19 protein-coding genes are annotated in these 18,390 nt (G+C 68.6%); 9 read left to right on the top strand and 10 right to left on the bottom strand.

What is annotated here, in order from left to right:
- The 4 genes from qcrB to ctaE all read right to left on the bottom strand — a co-directional run.
- A partial coding sequence (gene qcrB / locus ABTZ89_RS19370) for a cytochrome bc1 complex cytochrome b subunit (protein WP_351046485.1) occupies positions 1–1,622 on the bottom strand: 1,622 nt, incomplete at its 3' end.
- Positions 1,619–2,740 (bottom strand): cytochrome bc1 complex Rieske iron-sulfur subunit, encoded by a 1,122-nt coding sequence (gene qcrA / locus ABTZ89_RS19365; protein ID WP_270949444.1) that lies wholly within the window; start codon positions 2,738–2,740, stop codon positions 1,619–1,621. The genes qcrA and qcrB, both read right to left, overlap by 4 nt.
- Complete coding sequence (gene qcrC / locus ABTZ89_RS19360) at positions 2,737–3,543, bottom strand: cytochrome bc1 complex diheme cytochrome c subunit (RefSeq protein WP_270949445.1); 807 nt, start codon at positions 3,541–3,543, stop codon at positions 2,737–2,739. The genes qcrA and qcrC overlap by 4 nt, the downstream gene beginning before the upstream one ends.
- Before the next feature lie 88 nt (positions 3,544–3,631).
- Positions 3,632–4,243, bottom strand: a complete 612-nt coding sequence (ctaE, locus tag ABTZ89_RS19355; protein WP_270949502.1) for an aa3-type cytochrome oxidase subunit III — start codon at positions 4,241–4,243, stop codon at positions 3,632–3,634.
- Positions 4,244–4,338: 95 nt separating this feature from the next.
- Here ctaE and ABTZ89_RS19350 point away from each other — a divergent pair, with 95 nt between their 5' ends.
- From ABTZ89_RS19350 to trpD, 3 genes are all read left to right on the top strand, one after another.
- Positions 4,339–4,776 carry a hypothetical protein gene (locus tag ABTZ89_RS19350; RefSeq protein WP_502949568.1) on the top strand — a complete coding sequence of 146 codons (438 nt, stop codon included), beginning with the start codon at positions 4,339–4,341 and terminating at the stop codon, positions 4,774–4,776.
- Positions 4,777–4,890: 114 nt separating this feature from the next.
- On the top strand, positions 4,891–5,298 hold the full coding sequence (locus ABTZ89_RS19345) for a response regulator (protein WP_270949446.1): 408 nt from the start codon (positions 4,891–4,893) through the stop codon (positions 5,296–5,298).
- Between the two features lie 180 nt (positions 5,299–5,478).
- Positions 5,479–6,525, top strand: a complete 1,047-nt coding sequence (trpD, locus tag ABTZ89_RS19340; RefSeq protein WP_270949447.1) for an anthranilate phosphoribosyltransferase — start codon at positions 5,479–5,481, stop codon at positions 6,523–6,525.
- Between the two features lie 9 nt (positions 6,526–6,534).
- Here the strand turns inward: trpD and ABTZ89_RS19335 are convergent, their stop codons facing one another.
- The 3 genes from ABTZ89_RS19335 to ctaC all read right to left on the bottom strand — a co-directional run bounded on the left by ABTZ89_RS19335 (position 6,535) and on the right by ctaC (position 8,311).
- Positions 6,535–6,819, bottom strand: coding sequence for an Lrp/AsnC family transcriptional regulator (locus ABTZ89_RS19335; protein ID WP_270949448.1), 285 nt, complete (start codon positions 6,817–6,819; stop codon positions 6,535–6,537).
- 94 nt (positions 6,820–6,913) lie between these two features.
- Entirely contained in the window at positions 6,914–7,312 is a 399-nt protein-coding gene (locus ABTZ89_RS19330; protein ID WP_270949449.1) for a cytochrome c oxidase subunit 4, read from the bottom strand.
- Between the two features lie 42 nt (positions 7,313–7,354).
- A complete protein-coding gene (ctaC, locus tag ABTZ89_RS19325; RefSeq protein WP_270949450.1) occupies positions 7,355–8,311 on the bottom strand; it encodes an aa3-type cytochrome oxidase subunit II in 957 nt (318 codons plus the stop codon).
- Positions 8,312–8,705: 394 nt separating this feature from the next.
- Between ctaC and asnB the strand changes: the two genes are divergently transcribed.
- From asnB to ABTZ89_RS19310, 3 genes are all read left to right on the top strand, one after another.
- Positions 8,706–10,634 (top strand): asparagine synthase (glutamine-hydrolyzing), encoded by a 1,929-nt coding sequence (gene asnB / locus ABTZ89_RS19320; protein WP_351046478.1) that lies wholly within the window; start codon positions 8,706–8,708, stop codon positions 10,632–10,634.
- A gap of 178 nt (positions 10,635–10,812) precedes the next feature.
- Positions 10,813–11,166, top strand: a complete 354-nt coding sequence (locus ABTZ89_RS19315) for a type II toxin-antitoxin system RelE/ParE family toxin (protein ID WP_351046475.1) — start codon at positions 10,813–10,815, stop codon at positions 11,164–11,166.
- A gap of 44 nt (positions 11,167–11,210) precedes the next feature.
- Positions 11,211–11,468: a helix-turn-helix domain-containing protein gene (locus ABTZ89_RS19310; RefSeq protein ID WP_351046487.1), complete on the top strand. Its 258-nt coding sequence runs from the start codon at positions 11,211–11,213 to the stop codon at positions 11,466–11,468.
- A 55-nt stretch (positions 11,469–11,523) separates the two neighbouring features.
- Here ABTZ89_RS19310 and ABTZ89_RS19305 read toward each other — a convergent pair whose 3' ends face one another.
- The 3 genes from ABTZ89_RS19305 to ABTZ89_RS19295 are packed head-to-tail and all read right to left on the bottom strand — an operon-like array spanning position 11,524 to position 15,072.
- On the bottom strand, positions 11,524–12,369 hold the full coding sequence (locus ABTZ89_RS19305) for a M23 family metallopeptidase (RefSeq protein ID WP_351046472.1): 846 nt from the start codon (positions 12,367–12,369) through the stop codon (positions 11,524–11,526).
- A 59-nt stretch (positions 12,370–12,428) separates the two neighbouring features.
- A complete protein-coding gene (locus ABTZ89_RS19300; RefSeq protein WP_351046469.1) occupies positions 12,429–14,009 on the bottom strand; it encodes a glycoside hydrolase family 13 protein in 1,581 nt (526 codons plus the stop codon).
- Positions 14,010–14,049: 40 nt separating this feature from the next.
- Positions 14,050–15,072: a LacI family DNA-binding transcriptional regulator gene (locus ABTZ89_RS19295; RefSeq protein WP_270949454.1), complete on the bottom strand. Its 1,023-nt coding sequence runs from the start codon at positions 15,070–15,072 to the stop codon at positions 14,050–14,052.
- A gap of 193 nt (positions 15,073–15,265) precedes the next feature.
- On the opposite strand from ABTZ89_RS19295, the gene ABTZ89_RS19290 reads away from it, so the two are divergent.
- Genes ABTZ89_RS19290 through ABTZ89_RS19280 form a run of 3 tightly spaced genes read left to right on the top strand, consistent with a single transcriptional unit; the run spans position 15,266 to position 18,324 of the window.
- Positions 15,266–16,495, top strand: a complete 1,230-nt coding sequence (locus ABTZ89_RS19290) for an extracellular solute-binding protein (protein WP_351046466.1) — start codon at positions 15,266–15,268, stop codon at positions 16,493–16,495.
- Between the two features lie 7 nt (positions 16,496–16,502).
- Positions 16,503–17,426 carry a carbohydrate ABC transporter permease gene (locus ABTZ89_RS19285; RefSeq protein ID WP_351046463.1) on the top strand — a complete coding sequence of 308 codons (924 nt, stop codon included), beginning with the start codon at positions 16,503–16,505 and terminating at the stop codon, positions 17,424–17,426.
- Position 17,427: 1 nt separating this feature from the next.
- On the top strand, positions 17,428–18,324 hold the full coding sequence (locus ABTZ89_RS19280; protein WP_351046460.1) for a sugar ABC transporter permease: 897 nt from the start codon (positions 17,428–17,430) through the stop codon (positions 18,322–18,324).
- Positions 18,325–18,390: the final 66 nt, after the last annotated feature.

The raw sequence follows: 18,390 nt of genomic DNA, 5'->3' as shown, positions 1-18,390 counted from the left end.
CGGGTCGCGCAGGCCGCCGAACACCCGCAGGTCACCGCCGCCGCTTCGGTGGCGGTCGTGGTCTCGTCGACCGGGTCCGGGCGGAGCAGGCTGCCCTCGACCGGGCTGCCGGCCGCGCCGAGCTTGTTCATCTTCTTCGGCACCGGAGCACCCTGGTAGGGCAGCGCCTCCGGGTGGCCGTGGTCGTCCACCGGGCCGAGCGGCTGGTGGACCTCGATGAACTCACCGTGCGGCAGGCGCTTGATGATGCCGGTCTCGACGCCGTGGTCCAGCACCTCGCGGTCGCTGTGCTGCAAGCCCAGGCAGACCCGGTAGGTGATGTAGTAGGCGATCGGCGGCAGCACCAGCAGACCGATGCGGCCGGCCCAGGTCATCAGGTTCAGCGAGATGTTGAACTGGAACGCCACGATGTCGTTGGCACCCGAGATGAACAGCACGCCGAAGAAGGTCAGCGCCATCACGCCCAGGCTGGTGCGGACCGGCACGTCGCGCGGCCGCTGCAGCAGGTTGTGGTGCGCGTCGTCCTTGGTCAGCTTGCGCTCGATCGCCGGGTAGGCGAACAGCGTGGTGAACATGACGCCCATGCCGATGACACCGGCGAAGAACACCGGCGGCACGGTGTACGGACCCAGGTACAGCTCCCAGGCCGGCCAGACGCGCAGGATGCCGTCCGCCCACATCAGGTACCAGTCGGGCTGCGAAGCCGCCGAGACCTGCGAGGCGTTGTACGGACCGATGTGCCAGATCGCGTTGATCTGGAAGACACCCGCCATGATCGCGCAGACGCCGGTGACCAGCGCGAAGAACGCGCCGCCCTTGAGGGCGAAGGTCGGCATGATGCGGACGCCGACGACGTTGCTCTCAGTGCGCCGCACGCCCGGGAACTGGGTGTGCTTCTGGTACCAGACCAGCGCCAGGTGCGCCGCGACCAGGCCGAGCATGACGCCCGGGATGATCAGCACGTGCAGCACGTACAGGCGCGGGATGATCTCGGTGCCGGGGAACTCCCCGCCGAACAGCGCCCAGTGCAGCCAGGTGCCGAGCACCGGGATCGACAGCACGATGCCCGACATGGTGGCGCGGATACCGGTACCGGACAGCACGTCGTCCGGCAGCGAGTAGCCGAAGAAGCCCTCGAACATGCCCAGCATCAGCAGCAGCGCGCCGATGGTCCAGTTGGCCTCACGGGGGCGCCGGAACGCACCGGTGAAGAACACCCGGAACATGTGCAGCATCATCGCGGCGACGAAGATCAGCGCCGCCCAGTGGTGTAGCTGCCGGACGAACAGACCGCCGCGCACCTCGAACGAGATGTCCAGGGTGCTCTCGAACGCGCGGGACATCGGGATGCCCTGCATGTTCTGGTACACGCCGTTGTAGACGACCTCCTCCATGGAGGGGTCGAAGAACAAGGTCAGGTAGACGCCCGTGACGATCAGGAGGATGAACGTGTAGAGGCAGATCTCCCCGAGCAGGAACGACCAGTGCGTGGGGAAGACCTTGTTCAGCTGCCGCCGCATGCCCTTGGCCATCCGGTAGCGCGAGTCGAGCTCGTCAGCCGCCGTGGCGATCTTGCGGTACGCGGCGCTCTCCGATTTCGTCGGTTGGGTGATCGAGCTCATGCGTTACGCTCCCAGTAAGCCGGACCCACCGGTTCGATGAAGTCGCCCTTGGCCACGAAGTAGCCGTTCTCGTCCACCGTGATCGGCAGCTGCGGCAGCGCCCGCGTCGCCGGACCGAAGACCGGCTTGGCGTAGGTGTTGACCACGTCGAACTGCGACTGGTGGCACGGGCAGAGCAGGCGCCCGGTCTGCTGCTCGAACAGCGAGGTCGGGCAACCGACGTGGGTGCAGATCTTCGAGTAGGCGTAGTAGTCGCCGTAGTTGAAGTCCTCTTGCCCCTTGCGCTTGATCGGCTTGCTGCCCGGGCGGAGCCGGATCAGCATGACCGGCGCGTCGCCCTTGCGCAGCGAGGTCTCCAGCTCCTCGGTGTCCCGCATGGACTCCCGGAACGGGTAGACCGTCTCGAAACCGCCCGCGTCGATGTCCTCGGGGCGCAGCAGCGAGACCTCGTGCTTGTTGCCGGTGTCGCGGCGCAGGTAGGTCTTCTCGCCGGTCTCCGACAGCCAGCCGGTGTGCTGCAGCGACTCCGGACCGGTGGTCGCCCACGGGTTGCGGACCAGGCCGCCGACCGCGAACACACCGGCGCCGAGGCCGAACGCGCCGACGCCGAAACCGGCGGTGCGCTTGATCATCGACCGGCGGGCGATGCCGCTCTTGTCGCCGGCGTCGGCCAGCAGGGCGGCGGTCGTCTGGCGGTCGACCTCGTCCGAGCCGTGCCCGTCGTGGCGCTGCTGGACGGCGACCTCGTGCGGGATGAACTTCTTCTGGTACTGCACGACGCCGATGCCGACGGCCAGGATCGCCAGGCCGAAGAAGAAACCGATCAGCGGGTTGTACAGCGAGTAGATGAAGTACCCGCGCTCGTCCGACGGAGCCACGTAGCTCCACGGCCAGAAGACGAAGACCGCGATGAACGCGAGCGCCGACAGGCCGGACAGGACGAACCAGCCCGCCACGTTGCGCTCCGCGCGGCGCTCCGCGCGGGTCCCCTTGACGGGGAACTGCTCCGTGTACTCGACGAGCTCGACGTCATCGAGCTTCAGGCCGAGCCGCATCTTCTCGTCGCGGCTCATCTCGGCCAGTTCGGCCTCTGTGTATTCGTTGTTCTGCTCACTCATGCCCTGGCTCCGATCCACAGGGTGAGGCCGATCAGCGCGCCGATGCCCACCACCCAGGCGATGACGCCTTCTGGTCCCGGACCATAACCACCCAGGTCGTTGCCGCCGGGATTGTTGTTCCCGTTGGTCACGGACTTGACGTAGGCGATGATGTCCTTCTTCTCCTCCGGGGTGAGCTGCCGGTCCGAGAACTTCGGCATGTTCTGCGGCCCGGTGAGCATCGCCTCGTAGATGTCCTGCTCGGTCGAGTCGTGCAGGTTCGGCGCGAACTTGCCGGACGACATCGCGATGCCGCGTCCGGTGAAGTTGTGGCACGAGGCGCAGTTGAGGCGGAACAGCTCCGCACCGCGGGCGGGGTTCTGGCCCCGCAGCGCCTCGCCGGCCTGCTTCGGCGACTCGGGTCCGCCGCCGTAGGTCTGCACGAACGCGCCCAGCGCGTCGATCTCCTCCGGGCTGAACTTCGGCGGCTTGCGCATCGCCTGCGCTTCCTGGCGCACCATCGGCATCCGGCCGGTGGAGACCTGGAAGTGCACGGCGGCTTCGCCGACGCCGACCAGGCTCGGCCCGCGGTCCTTGACGCCCTGCAGGTTCGCGCCGTGGCAGGTGATGCAGGCGTTGTTGTAGAGCTGCTCGCCCTGCCTCACCAGAGCCGGCTCCGCAGCGGCGTGCGCGGTCTGCGGCTCGGGAGTCACGACGGTGTACAGCCCACCGGCACCCACCAGCGCGATGCCCAGCGCCAGCACACCGGAGATCCGCCGCTTGAGCTTCGAGCCCGCGCGGTTCCGTTTCTTGTTGGTGGTCATGAGAGCGGCAACCCTTGCTGTCCGGTTCGGGGTGTTCGGTTTCGTCCTCGTTCGGAGAAGCCGATCGTGGAGACTCGGCCCCTGGTCATCATGGGACGAGGTAGATCACGGCGAACAGGCCGATCCACACGATGTCCACGAAGTGCCAGTAGTACGACACGACGATGGCTGCGATGGCCTGCGCGGGCGTGAACTTGCTCAGCTTCGTCCGGATGATCAGGAAGACGAAGGCGATCAGCCCGCCGATGACGTGCAGGCCGTGGAAGCCGGTCGTCATGAAGAAGACCGTGCCGTAGGCCGACGACGCGATCGTGGTCGCGTGTTCGGTGACGAGCGTGTAGTACTCACCGGCCTGACCGAGCACGAAGATCGCACCCATGATCAGAGTGAGGACGTACCACCGTCGGAGACCGAACACGTCGCCCCGCTCTGCCGCGAACACGCCCCACTGGCAGGTGAACGAGGACAAGACCAGGATGACCGTGAACGGAAGGGCGTAAGCGAGGTTCAGCTCGGTGGGCGGTGGCGGCCACGGGCCCTCGTGCTGCGCCTTCACCGTGAAGAACATGGCGAAGAGCCCAGCGAAGAACATCAGCTCGCTGGCCAACCAAACGATGGTGCCTACGCTGACCATGTTCGGTCGGTTCAGCGAGTGCACGCGTTGACTGATTGAGGGCGCTGCCGTTGTCACGCGACGCATTATGTCTTGCAGCTTTTCCGCTCGCGCCTTCGGGTCCACCAGGTCTGCCGAGGGGTGATCGGATCGCAATCCGGAGGTGACGCACCGTGAAAGGCATCGGCGCCCGGCTGTCGGCTTTCCTGACCGCCCGACGCGACCGCCACAAGCCCGTGATCAGCGCCGATGACCCCGCCCTCCGGGTCGTGGTGGTCGCCTACGACGAGGCCGAGGCGGCCTCGGCGGCACTAGCCCGAGCGGATGAATGGCAACCCGGACTACCTGCGGTGCTGCGTCACCACCTGACCCTCCCCGATCGCACGATCGAGGAAGCCCGGGCGCTGCTGGCCGCTGACGGCTGGGAACTGCGCCCCGGCGGGCGCGGCGCCGAGGACGGCGGCACCGAGCTGACCGCGGTGGTCGCGCTGCGTGTTCAAGAACTCGACGCGTTGCATTGCTCACAGGAGAGCTCGCGGATGGCCGGGCTGGCCCAGCGGCACGGCGGGCAGGTCCACGGCTGGGACGCGCTGCAGCCCGGGCCGGGCGCGCCGAGCTGATCGATTTCGCCGGGCGACTACTGCTCGTCCCGGTCCGGCCGATAGCATCCGGGGAAGTTCGCGACCTCGCCAGGCCCACCGCCCGGGCGTCCCGCAGACACCGAGGAGTCGTCGATGAGCGCACCGACCACCAACGTTCTCGTGTTCAGCCACCGCCCCGAGGTCCGGGAGGCGATCATCACAGCGATCGGTCGGCGCCCGGCACCGGACCTGGGCCGGCTGAACTACGTGGAGGCGGGCACCGTCGCCGACGTGCTCAGCGAGGTCGACGCCGGCAACGCGGACCTGGTGATCCTGGACGGCGAAGCGCAGCCGACCGGCGGGATGGGCGTGTCCCGGCAGCTGAAGAACGAGATCGACAACTGCCCGCCGGTGGTCGTCGCGGTGCGCCGCAAGGACGACCGATGGCTCGCCACCTGGTCGCAGGCGGACGCGGTGCTGGTGCACCCCCTCGACCCGCTGGCCGCGGCCGAGACCGTCGCCGAGGTGCTGCGCACCCGCGGCAAGCCGGTCCCGGCCTGACCTCCCTCCCCCGCGCGGCCGAGGCCCCGGAGGAGGACCGGACCGCCGGAAGCGCCGCCCGGATTACCGGCGGCCAGGTCCGGGTATCGAAACTCCAGACGACGACGTACCGGCGAGCCCCGGGCCCCGGCGCCGTTGGCGGTCGTCGCTGATCTAGCACGGAGAAGAAGCGTGGGAACCATGGCGGGAAACTGGGCGGGACTGCTGGGCCACCTGGTCGCGGGTGAGGACCTCTCCGCGGAGGACACCGCCTGGGCGATGGACCTGATCATGGCCGGGGAGGCGACCCCGGCCCGGGTCGCGGCGTTCGTCGTCGCGCTGCGCGCCAAGGGCGAGACGCCGACCGAGGTCCGCGGCATGGCCGACGCCATGCTCGCGCACGCCCGCCGGCTCGACATCGCCCAGCGGGCGGTGGACATCGTCGGCACCGGTGGCGACCGCTCCGGCAGCGTGAACATCTCCACCATGGCGTCGATCGTGCTCGCCGCCTCCGGCATCACCGTCGTCAAGCACGGCAACCGGGCGGCGTCCTCGAAGTGCGGCACGGCCGACGTGCTGGAGGAGCTGGGCGTGGCTATCGACCTGCCGCCGGAGGGCGTGCGGCGCTGCGTCGACGAGGTCGGCATCGGGTTCTGCTTCGCGCCGGTGTTCCACCCCGGCTTCAAGCACGCGGGCAGCGCGCGGCGCGAGATCGGCATCCCGACGGCGTTCAACCTGCTGGGTCCGCTGACCAACCCGGCCCGCCCGGTCGCCGGCCTGATCGGCTGCGCCGACCGGCGGATGGCCCCGGTGGTGGCCGAGGTGTTCGCCGCCCGCGGCAAGTCCGCCCTGGTGGTCCGCGGCGACGACGGCATGGACGAGATCACCACCACGGCGCCCAGCACGGTCTGGGTGGTCCACGACGGCACGGTCCGCGAGGAGCGGATCGATCCGCAGACCTTCGGCATCCCCTACGCCCGCCCGGAAGACCTCCAGGGCGGCGATGCGGCGGTGAACGCCAAGGCGGTCCACGACCTCCTGGCGGGCACCAAGGGCCCTGTGCGCGACGCTGTGCTGCTCAACGCCGCCGGGGCCATGGTTGCCTACGAAGGCCCCGGAGAGCGCCTGGACGAGCAGCTCAGCGCCGCGTTGAAGCGCGTCGGGGAATCGATCGACTCGGGCGCCGCAGCGGACCTCCTGGTCCGCTGGGCCGCCAGTTCGACGGCGCTGCGCGCCGAGCTCCGCTGACCGGAGCGGTCACTCCTCCTCGAGGCCGATGGAGAAGGCGGCCTCCGTGTCCCTGCGCGAGTAGGAGCGGAAGGCGATGTGGGTGTCGGTGTCCAGGACGCCCCGCACCTTGTTGATCCGGCCCGGGACGATGTCGGCCAGGTCCTCGTGGCGGCGGACGCGCAGCATGGCGATCAGGTCCACGTCACCGGCGCAGGAGTAGACCTCGTCGACCCCGTCCAGGTCGGCGATCTCCTGGGCCGCTTCGGCGAGGCGGTCGGCGGCGGTCTGGATCAGCACGATCGCGGTGATCACGGGAAGAACCTCCTGCTGCTGGGTGCGGGAACGATGCTAGACCGACGCAGGCCCCCGAGTCCGGGGACTCGGGGGCCTGCGTCGCAGTTGTCCGTCAGTGGTTGCTCTGGCCGGTGTGGTACTCGAACACCAGCCCGGCGACCATGATCAGGATGAAGCCGACGGCCAAGACGATCATCCACACGTGGAAGAACGCCAGCGCCACGGCGGCGAACCCGGCGGCAGCCGCCAAGCCGACCGGCCAGTAGCTGCCCGGGCTGAAGAAGCCCAGCTCACCGGCACCGTCGCTGATCTCCGCGTCCGGGTTGTCCTCCGGGCGGTCCTCGATCCGGCGCGCCACGAAGGAGAAGTAGCTGCCGATGATCAGCGAGAGACCGCCGACCAGGACCAGCGCCACGGTGCCCACCGGCTCCTTGGACCAGAGCCCGTACACGATCGCGGACAGGAAGAAGAAAACGGTGATGATGTTGAAGATCCGGGATTCGATCTTCATGGAGTCCTCGCTCTCACGCCGTACGCCCTGTCGAGGGCACCGCTACTTGGTCCCGACCTGCTGACCGGAGGGTGCTCCGCCGGTGCGTTCGGTGTTGAACGGAACGCCGGTCACCGCGTACGGCTCGCACAGCTCGCCGCAGTCCTGCCGCTCCTGGCCGAGCTTGGTCAGGGCCTCCGACGCGGTGTAGGGCTGGCCGGTCTGCGGGTTCACCTGCGTGCGCAGCTGCATGTACCGGTCGAACTTGTCCGGCGACAGCGCCCGGACCTCGAAGTTCATCATCGAGTGGTAGGTGCCGCACAGCTCGGCGCAGCGGCCGACGAACGAACCTTCCCGCTCGATGGTGTTCTGGAAGACGTCGTCCTGGTTGTTCTTGTCCGGGCGCGGGAAGGTGTCCCGCTTGAAGTGGAACTCCGGAACGAAGAACGAGTGGATGACGTCGGTGGCGCTCAGGTGGTACTCGACGCGCTGGTCGGTCGGCAGGACGAGCAACGGGATCTCGCTGCTGCTGCCGACGGTGCGCACCGGCTGGCCGTCCGGCGTCTTGTAACCGGGGTAGTTGAACTCCCAGTTCCACTGGAACGCGACCACGTTGACCGTCTGGTCCGGCTTCGCCGGCTTGGCCAACACGTAGTTCTGCGTGACCGCCGTGAAGTAGAACAGCACGACGACCAGCACGAACGGGATGGCCGTGTAGATCATCTCCAGCGGAAGGTTGTACTGGAACTGCCGGGGCAGCTCCTCGTCGCCCTTCTTCTTGCGGTGGAAGGCGACCGACCAGAAGATCAGCCCCCACACCAACACACCCACCACGAGTGCCGCGATGACCGACCAAGTCCACAGGGTCCGCATCGATTCGGCCTGCGGGGTGACACCCTCCGGCCAACCGAACCGCAAGACCTCGTCGGTCGTGCAACCCGTGGCCGCGACACCAACCAGGCCGATCAGCCCAGCGACTTTGACCAGCCGTGGCACTCGGGTCCCCTCCTTCAGGCCCACTGCGCGACGCCTCCTCGTGCAAAACTCACCGGTGCGGCCAGATGAAATGTGCCCAGCTCGGGAGCTGGACACCCGGATCGGCCGCCGGAATCCTGCGCAGAGCCTAGCCCAGGTGTAGCCGCGATACTGCTCCGGGGGCGTCGATCGTCGGACTCGTTCGCGCGAACGGTCACGCAGCGGAACCCCGGCCACCGCCTCCGCTACGACCTCCGGCGCCCGCGCACGGCTCGTCCCTGCGGAAACCCGCCGGTGGTCGCGAGGCGGGCCCCACCGGTTCGTGCGCCCGTGCCCCGCGCGTGCAGCGCGCGGGCGAGCGGACGGCATACTGGGGCGAGCCTTCGGGGGGAGGCTTGGAGAAGACGACACCGCCGACTCGAAGAGGTGCACCAGACGCGTGTGCGGCCTGCTTGGACTGATCTGTCCCACAGAAGAGAACGCCGGATTCGCGGAGACCGCGGTGGCCAACGCGCTGCCGTGCCAGCGACACCGGGGACCGGACGAGAGCGACACCTGGCACGGCGGTGAGGTCGTCTTCGGCTTCAACCGGCTGTCGATCATCGACCTGGAGCACTCCCACCAACCGCTGACCTGGGGCCCGCCGGAAACCCCGCAGCGCTACACCATCAACTTCAACGGTGAGATCTACAACTACCTGGAGTTGCGGGCCGAGCTGATCGAGCGGTTCGGGGCGCGGTTCGCCACCGACGGCGACACCGAGGTGATCGTCGCCGCCTACCACTACCTCGGCACGTCCGTGGTCGGCCGGCTGCGCGGCATGTTCGCGTTCCTGATCTGGGACAACGAGCGCAAGGTGGTCTTCGGCGCGCGCGACCCGTTCGGCATCAAGCCGCTGTTCTACGCCGCCGGCCCGGGCGGCACGGCCTTCGCCAGCGAGAAGAAGAGCCTGCTGAGCCTGGCCAGCACGCTGGGCATCGCCGAAGAGCTGGACCACAAGGCGATGCAGCACTACCTGCAGCTGCAGTACGTGCCGGAGCCGGAGACGCTGCACCGGCAGATCCGCCGCATCGAGTCGGGCACCTCGTTCACCGTGTCCCCCGGCGGCCACCTGGTCACCGAGCGGTACTTCCAGCCGAACTTCAGCTCCCGGCCGGTCAACACCGACGCCGACGCGCGGCGGCTGCACAACGAGATCGTCGACGTGATGCGCGACTCGGTGGCCAAGCACATGCGCGCGGACGTCACGGTCGGCGCGTTCCTGTCCGGCGGCATCGACTCCACCGCGATCGCGGCGCTGGCCAAGGAGCACAACCCGAACCTGATCACCTTCACCACCGGTTTCGAGCGGCAGGGCTACTCGGAGGTCGACGTGGCCGCCGAGTCGGCCGCGGCGATCGGGGTCAAGCACGTGGTCCGCACCGTCTCCGCCGAGGAGATGATGGAGGCGCTGCCGCTGATCGTCTGGTACCTGGACGACCCGGTGGCCGACCCGGCGCTGGTGCCGCTGTGGTTCATCGCCCGCGAGGCGCGCCAGCACGTCAAGGTGGTGCTCTCCGGTGAGGGCGCCGACGAGCTGTTCGGCGGCTACACCATCTACCGCGAGCCGCTGTCGCTGGCGCCGTTCGAGAAGGTGCCGGGCGCGCTGCGCAAGGCGATGGGCAAGGTCTCCAGCGCGATCCCGGAGGGCGTGCGGGGCAAGGACCTGCTGCGCCGCGGCGCGCTGAGCCTGGAGGACCGCTACTACGGCAACGCGCGGATCTTCCGCGACGACCAGCTGCGCAACGTGATGCGCAGCTTCGACCCGGGTGTGTCGCACCGCGACGTCACCGCGGGCCCGTACCGCCAGTCGGCGGGCTGGGACCCGGTGACCCGCATGCAGCACGTGGACCTGTTCACCTGGCTTCGCGGCGACATCCTGGTCAAGGCCGACAAGGTCACCATGGCCAACTCGCTGGAGCTGCGGGTGCCGTTCCTGGACACCGAGGTGTTCCGGGTGGCCAGCTCGGTCCCGCTGGAGCAGAAGATCACCAGCGAGACCACGAAGTACGCGCTGCGGCAGGCGATGTACCAGGTCGTCCCGGCGCACGTGCTCAACCGCCGCAAGCTGGGCTTCCCGGTGCCGATCAAGCACTGGCTGCGCGACGAGATGCACGACTGGGCGCGCAACATCATCCAGCAGTCGCAGACCGACCACCTGCTCGACCGCACGGCGATCCTGCAGCTGCTCGAGGAGCACCGCTCCGGCGTGCTCGACCACAGCCGCCGCCTGTGGGCCCTGCTGGTGTTCATGCTCTGGCACGCCATCTTCATCGAAGGCCGCCTGTCCCCCGAGGTCCCGGAACCCCACTACCCGGTCCGCCTCTGACGACGTTTCGAAGCGAACGGCCCGTTCACCTCATCCATCGAGGCGAACGGGCCGTCCGCTTTCCACCGGTCGTAAGTGCTTCTCGCCGCTGTAGCGCCTCGAGACGGACCCCGACATCATCTCGCAACGCCGGTGATCGCCCATTGGTGAAATCGAGCAGCCCCATACCATCGATGATATGTCTTGGGGTAACGTGGAACTGGAGCCGGAGATCCGAGGTTGGTTGGAGGGGCTATCCGTTGCGCACTTCTCAACAGCCGCCTTCTACATCGAACTCCTCGCCGAGTACGGACCTCTGCTCAGCGAGCCGTATACCAAGCAGCTTCGCGGCAAGTTACGAGAGCTTCGGTTCTACCTCGACGGGGATCCCGTTCGTGTCACCTACTGGATCGCCTCGGGACGGAGAATCGTGCTCCTCACCGCCTTCCGCAAGACTCGAATGCGGGAGAGCAGGGAGATCGACCGGGCGTGGCGAGCGTTCCGCCGCTGCCTGAGCGAAGGGCACACAGTGGATGAGGACATTGGGGAGTGACGGACGTGGCCGAGTCAGAATGGGAGTCGCTGCGCGATCGCCGCATGGCGGAACCTGGCGCCAGCGAAGCGTACGAAGCTACCCGGATCGCCTACGAACTGGGCCGAACCACTCGTGAGCTTCGTGAGCAGCGGGCTTGGACGCAGTCTCAACTGGCCGAGGCTGCAGGAATGTCCCAGCCCGCAGTGGCACGCTTCGAAGCCGGGGGCACCGTCCCCACCATTCCGCTCCTCGAGCGACTTGCCCGAGCTCTCGGCGTGGAACTGGTCGTGCGGTTCGATTCCAGGAGTTCAGCGGCTTGAACCCCGTGAGTGCGAAAGCCGGTTTTGGGTGGTTTTCGCACTCACGGGGTTTTGGTCAGCCGCAGTGTTCGAAGGGGCTTTCGTAGGCGTTGGAGCCGACCGAGCCGCCCCACTTCACGCAGGTCGCTCCGGCCGCTTGGCGGACCGGGCCCGCGTAGTAGGTGAAGTTGCCGGAGTCCGTCGTCCTCGTCTTGCCCTGGACTTCCAGGAAGGCCGCCGTCGGGGACGCCGTGCCCAGCGAGGTCGACTTCAGCGTCACCACGCAGTTGTTCTGGTTCGAGGCGTTGTAGAGCAGGTAGACCGTGCCCGCTCCGGACAAGCCCTTCGAGTTGATCACGCTGTACCCCGCGCCGCACACCTCGGTCGGCGTGTACGGGTTGCCGCCGCAGTTGTTCTTGCTGGTGAACGACGTCTTGTCGTAGTAGGGCACCGCGACGCCGTTGAGCACCGCCTTGACCGCGACCCCGTCCTGGCGCTGCTCGTAGTGCAGGTGGGGGCCGGTCACGCCGCCGGTGGCGCCCGCCGTGCCGATCTTCGCGCCGAGGGGCACCTGCTGCCCCACCGAGACGTTCTGCGTGGACAGGTGGGCGTAGCGGGTGCGCCAGCCGCTGCCGTGGTCCAGCTCGATCCAGCGGCCGTAGCTGGTGCTGCCCTCGTCGGCGACCCGGGTGACCGTGCCCGCCGCCGAGGCGAGGACCGGCATGCCGGTGATGCCGGACTTCTGGAAGTCCACCGAGTTCGCCGGGTTGTGGCCGCTGAACGTCGCGGCCGTCACGGTGACGCCGCATTCGAAGGGGACCTGGAAGTTCGGCGCGGCGGACGCGGGCGCCTGCCCGAGTCCGACCACGCCCAGCGCTGCGAGCGCGAGTGCCGCCACGCCCGTGCCTAATCGTCGGAACATGAACCACCTCCAGCTGCAAGGGGATTCATGCGACCACGCCAGAACCGGGAAGAACAGACCTATTGGGCGGATTCTTCGTGAATCTTCCCCAACCACACCGCGGTCGCGCCCGGGAGCACGCCGTCCCAGGTCGTTTCGGCATCGCTGCGGCACAGGAGGCGGCCGGGCAGGTCCAGGGCGACCGGTGCGGTGCCGAAGTTGGTGGCGCACAGGAAATCCGAGCCGCGGCGGAAGATCAACACGTCCTCCGGGGCGTCGTCCCACTCCAGCTCACCGTCGCCGAGCGCTGGGTTTTCGCGCCGCAGCGCCAAAGCATCCCGGTACGTGCGCAACACCGAGCCTTCGCTGCGAGCCTGCACTTCTGCGGTCAGCGCCGCCCAGTCCGCCGGCGCGGGCAACCAGCTCTCCCCCGCGCTGAAGCCGAAGGGCGGCCGGTCGCCGGACCACGGGATCGGCACCCGGCACCCGTCGCGGCCCAGTTCCTCGCCACCGGAGCGCTTCCAGATCGGGTCCTGGCGCGCCTCCTCGGGCAGGTCCACCACCTCGGGCAGGCCGAGCTCCTCGCCCTGGTAGACGTAGACCGAGCCGGGCAGCGCGAAGCTGAGCAGCGCCGCCGCGCGGGCCCGCCGCGAGCCGAGTTCGCCGCCGCCGTAGCGGGTCACCGGGCGTTGGACGTCGTGGTTGCCCAGCACCCAGGTGGTGGTCGCGCCGACTTCCGCCGTGGTGGCCAGGGATTCCGCCACCACCTTCCGGAACTCCGCCGCCGACCAGGGCGCTTCCAGCAGCGCGAAGTTGAACGCCTGGTGCAGTTCGTCGGCGCGCACGTAGCGGGCCAGCCGCTCGCTGGTCGACGCCCAGGCCTCGGCCACCCCGATGCGCGCGCCCTGGTAGGAGTCGAAGAGCTGCCGCCAGTCGCGGTAGATCTCGTGCACCTCGTCCTGGTCGAAGTACGGCAGTTCCCCGCGTCCCAGCAGGGAGATCTGCCCGTCGCGGCCGGTGTCGGGCAGGTCCGGGTGCTTGATCATGCCGTGCGCCACGTCGATCCGGAACCCGTCCACGCCCCGGTCCAGCCAGAACGCCAGCACCTTGCGGAAGTCCGCGCGCACCTGCGGGTTCCGCCAGTTCAGGTCGGGCTGCTGCGGGTCGAACAGGTGCAGGTACCACTGGCCGTCGTCGATCCTGCTCCAGGCCGGACCGCCGAAGATCGACTCCCAGTCGTTGGGCGGCAGTTCGCCGTGCTCGCCCCGACCGTCGCGGAACAGGTAGCGGTCGCGCGCCGGGCTACCGGGCCCGGCGTCCAGCGCCTCGGCGAACCACGGGTGCTCGTCGGAGGTGTGGTTGGGCACCACGTCGACCAGGACCCGCAGGCCGAGCTCGTGCGCGCGGGCGAGTAGCGCGTCGAAGTCGGTGAGCGTGCCGAACATCGGGTCCACACCGCAGTAGTCGGCGACGTCGTAGCCGCCGTCGGCCATCGGCGAGGGGAAGAACGGGGTCAGCCAGACGGCGTCGACGCCGAGGTCCACCAAGTGCGGCAGCCGTTCCCGGATTCCGGTCAGATCACCGATGCCGTCGCCGTTGCTGTCGGCGAAGCTGCGCACGTAGACCTGGTAAACGACGGCGTCACGCCACCAACTCGACATTCGCTGCGCCTCCTGCGTGGGTGTTCGGGCCCGGCGCCGTTCAGAGCGACCGGGTGGACTCTCGGACGATCAGGTGGGGCCGGAACATCCGGCTGAAGTCGGTCGAGGCCCGCACCGGCTCGTCCGGGTCGAGCTGCCGGGTCAGCTCGTCGACCGCCGCGGCGGCCATGTCGTGGATCGGCTGGGCCAGCGTGGTCAGGGCGGGCTGGCAGTAGGCGGCCAGCGGGATGTCGTCGAAGCCGACCACCGAAAGGTCCTCCGGCGTGGCCGATCCGCGCCGCTTCGCCTCCCGCATCGCGCCGAGTGCCATGACGTCCGACGAGCACAGCACCGCCGTCGGCCGCGGCCCGTCGAGCAGTTCGCCCATCGCCTGCGCGCCGCCTTCAGCGCCGAACGGCGCGTGCGCGACCAGGTCCGCGCGCGGCTCCACACCGGCTTCTTCCAGCGCCGCCGCCCATCCGGCCCGCTTCATCCGGGACGGCAGCGCGCGGGCCGGACCGCTGACGAAGCCGATGCGGCGGTGGCCGAGCTCCAGCAGGTGCCGCGCTGCGGCGTAGCCGGCCAGGTGCTCGTCGACGGTGATGTCCGGGACGTCGAGGCTCGGCGCGCTGCCGTTGACGAACACCATCCGGACGCCCTCGGCGCGCAACTCCTCGTAGTAGCCCCGGGTTCGGCGCTCGTCGTTGTCCGGGTTGGCGATCTCCGGCGACACGAAGATCATGCCCTCGACACCGCGGGCGACCAGCATCCGGACGTATTCCTTCTCGGTCATCGCCGCCCGCGTGTTGCACAGCAGCGACGAGTAACCCGCCAGCGAGGCACGGCTTTCCAGCGCTTCGGCGAACGCCGGGAAGATCGGGTTGGACAGCTCCGGCACCAGCAGGCCGATGACGCCGGTGCGGCGCAGCGCGCCGGTGCCGCGGGCGGTGTGCGGCATCTGGTTGAGCACTTCCAGGACGCGCTGGCGGGTCTCCTCCTTGATCCCCGCCTTGCGGTTGAGCACCCGGCTCACGGTGGAGACGCTCACCCCCGCCGCCTGGGCGATATCGGCCAGACCCGCCACTGCTCGACTCCCGTCGCGCCGGAACCACTGCTCCCGCAATCCTGCACACGATCGAAAGATTTTGCAAACACTTCGCGACATCGGATCTCGTCCAGATCTCGCCAGATTACTGAACATCTTGACTTGCATCACATCTCGGGTATGCAATTTGACGCCGGATGTTCGCAAAATTTTGCAAACAGGAGGTGTGGGCATGAGATCGAGGGCCACGGTCGGCGTCGCTCTGGGCCTGATCGGTGCGATCGCAGCCGGGTGCGGCGGCAGCAGCGGCAACCCCGACGAGGTCGTCTTCTGGGACACCAGCGGATCGTCGGAGAGCGGTGTGTTCCGCGAGATCGCGGCCGACTGCGCCCGCACCGGCGGTTACCAGGTGCGCGTCGAGGCGGTCTCGTTCGACCAGACCCTGAACAACTACAAGACCGCAGCGCAGGGCGGGCAGGGCCCGGACGTGCTGCGCGCCGACGTCGGCTGGGTCGCCCAGCTCGCGAAGGCCGGGCTGATCAAGGACCTGTCGGACACCCCGTTGGCCGCCGATACCGCCGACTTCCTGCCCACACCGCTGGAATCGACCAAGCACGAGGGCAAGACCTACGCCGTCCCGCAGGTCACCGACGTGCTCGCGCTCTTCTACAACAAGGCGCAGCTGGCGCAAGCCGGCGTCCAGCCGCCGAAGGCATGGGACGAGCTCGAGGCGATCGCGCCGAAGCTCGGCGGCGATCGGGCTCTGTTCATCAACAACGACGAGTACTACGCACTGCCGTTCCTCTACAGCCACGGCGGCGACCTGGTCGACACCAGGACCCGGACCATCACGGTGAACTCCCCCGATGCGGTGCGCGGCCTGCAGACGGCCAAGGACCTGCTCGACGCCGGGGCGGCCCGCACCGCGCTCGACCAGCCGAACTCCTACACCACGATGAAGGCCGCCTTCACCTCCGGCGACGTCGCGATGGTCGTCGACGGGCCGTGGGCGGTCGCGGAATACACCCAGTCCGAGCAGTTCGCCGACCCGGGCAACCTCGGCATCGCGCCGGTCCCCGGCTCCGGCACCTCGCCGGTCGGCGGCCACGATTACGTGATCCGGCAGGGCAGCGACGCCACCGAGAACTCGGTCAAGTTCATCCAGTGCATGAGCAGCACCGAGAACCAGGCGAAGATCGCCGCGCGGCTCGGCCTGCTGCCTACCCGCCAGTCCGCCTACGACGACCCCGCGGTGAAGCAGAACCCGGTGGTTTCGGCGTTCCGGCCGCTGGTGGCCGACACGCACGACCGGCCGTGGATCCCGGAGAACGCCGAGCTGCTCGAGCCGCTGCAGACCGCCTACGGCGACATCCTGTCCGGGCGCAAGGAGACCGGTGCCGCGCTCGACGAGCTCGCGGGCACCTACAAGACCTCCGTCCTCCCCGACTACTCGCAGCGCTGAGGTCGCCATGCGGTTCACGAAAGTGCTCGCACGGCACTGGTTCGCCTACGCGATGGTCCTCCCGGTGGTCGCGGTGCTCGCGCTGCTGGTGGTGCTCCCCCTGGTCCAGGGGCTGTTCTTCGGGTTCACCGACATCAACGACACCAACATCGCCAACCCGGTGCTGGACCGGGATGCCGGCTACGAGTTCGTCGGGCTGGCCAACTTCCTCCACGTGCTGTCCGGGGATCCGGCCTACGGCTCGTTCTGGACGACGCTGGCGCGGACCGTCGTCTGGACCGCGACGTGCGTGTTCTGCCACTACGCGATCGGCCTGGGGCTGGCGATGCTGCTCAACCGGCAGCTGCGGTTCCGCGGGCTGTACCGGGTGCTGCTGATCCTGCCGTGGGCGGTTCCGGTGTTCATCAGCGCGTTCGCCTGGCGGTACCTGTTCAACTCCGAGTACGGGCTGATCAACTGGGCCCTGGAGTCGCTCGGGCTGCCGCCGCAGGTGTGGCTGGGGCAGTCCGACCTGGCGCTGGTGTCGGTGATCGTGGTGAACGTCTGGCTGGGCGTGCCGTTCATGATGGTGGCGCTGCTGGGCGGTCTGCAGTCCATCCCGTCCGACCTGCACGAAGCGGCCGAGATCGACGGGGCGACGCCGTGGCAGCGGTTCGTGCACGTGACGCTGCCCGGGCTGCGGCCGGTGTCGAGCTCGGTGGTGCTGCTCGGGGTGATCTGGACGTTCAACATGTTCCCGGTGATCTACCTGATCACCGAGAACAACCCGCACACCCGGATCCTGGTCACCTACGCCTTCGAGCGGTTCTTCTCCGGTGCGACCAGGGATTACGCGCTCGCCTCGACCTACGGCGTGCTGATCCTCTCGCTCCTGCTGGTGTTCGCCGCCATCTACCGCCGCGCCATGCGCCGGCACGGGGAGGTGCTCTGAGATGTCCATCGACGCGGCCTCGCTGCGCGCCACGACCGCGACGACCCGGACCGCGGTGCGGCGCGAGCGATCCACCGCGGCCAGCATCGGGCTGCACGCGGCGCTCGTGGTGGCGTCGCTGATCGCGGTGTTCCCGGTGTTCTGGGTGCTGGTGGTGTCGTTCAAACCGGACGACAAGGCGATCGAGCCGACGCCGACGCTGTTCGCGGATTCCACAGTGGACAACTACTGGGACGTGCTCTCCGGCGCGAAGGGATCGTTCCTGAGCTGGTTCGGCAACTCGGTGCTGATCGCGGCGCTGACCACCGTGCTCGGGGTGCTGCTGGCGGCGACCACCGCCTACGCGGCCAGCCGCTTCCGCTTCCCCGGTCGCGGCTGGCTGCTGCTGTCGTTCCTGGTCGTGCAGATGTTCCCGTTCGCGGTGCTGATCGTGCCGCTGTACAACATCCTGCTGGCGCTGGGGCTGCAGGGCAGCGCGCTCGGGCTGGTGCTGGTGTACTGCAGCACCGCGATCCCGTTCTGCACCTACATGCTCAAGGGCTACTTCGACGGGATCCCCGGCGAGATCGACGAGGCGGGACGGGTGGACGGGCTCTCGCCGTTCGGCGTGTTCTGGCGCCTGGTGCTGCCGCTGGCCAGGCCGGGGCTGGCGGTGACGGCGTTCTACTCGTTCATCGTCGCGTGGAGCGAAGTCGCCTTCGCCTCGGCGTTCCTGTCCGCCGAGGACCGCTCGAAGACCCTGGCGGTCGGACTGCAGGTCTTCGTCCAGCAGAACCGGGCGGAGTGGGGCCACCTCGCCGCGGCATCGGTCCTGGTGGCGATCCCCGCGGTGGTCGTGTTCTACCTGGTCCAGCGCTTCCTCGTCGGAGGCCTCACCGCGGGCAGCGTCAAGTCCTGACCCGGAGTTCCGCAATTTCAATGGAAATCGGACCTCCGATTTCCATTGAAATTGCGGATGTTGTCC

The sequence above is a fragment of the Saccharopolyspora sp. NPDC002686 genome, assembly GCF_040295745.1.
GTDB classification, from domain to species: Bacteria; Actinomycetota; Actinomycetes; order Mycobacteriales; family Pseudonocardiaceae; genus Saccharopolyspora; species Saccharopolyspora oryzae.
Note: the sequence above shows the minus strand (reverse complement) of the source record. Positions and strands in the feature narration are given on the sequence as shown.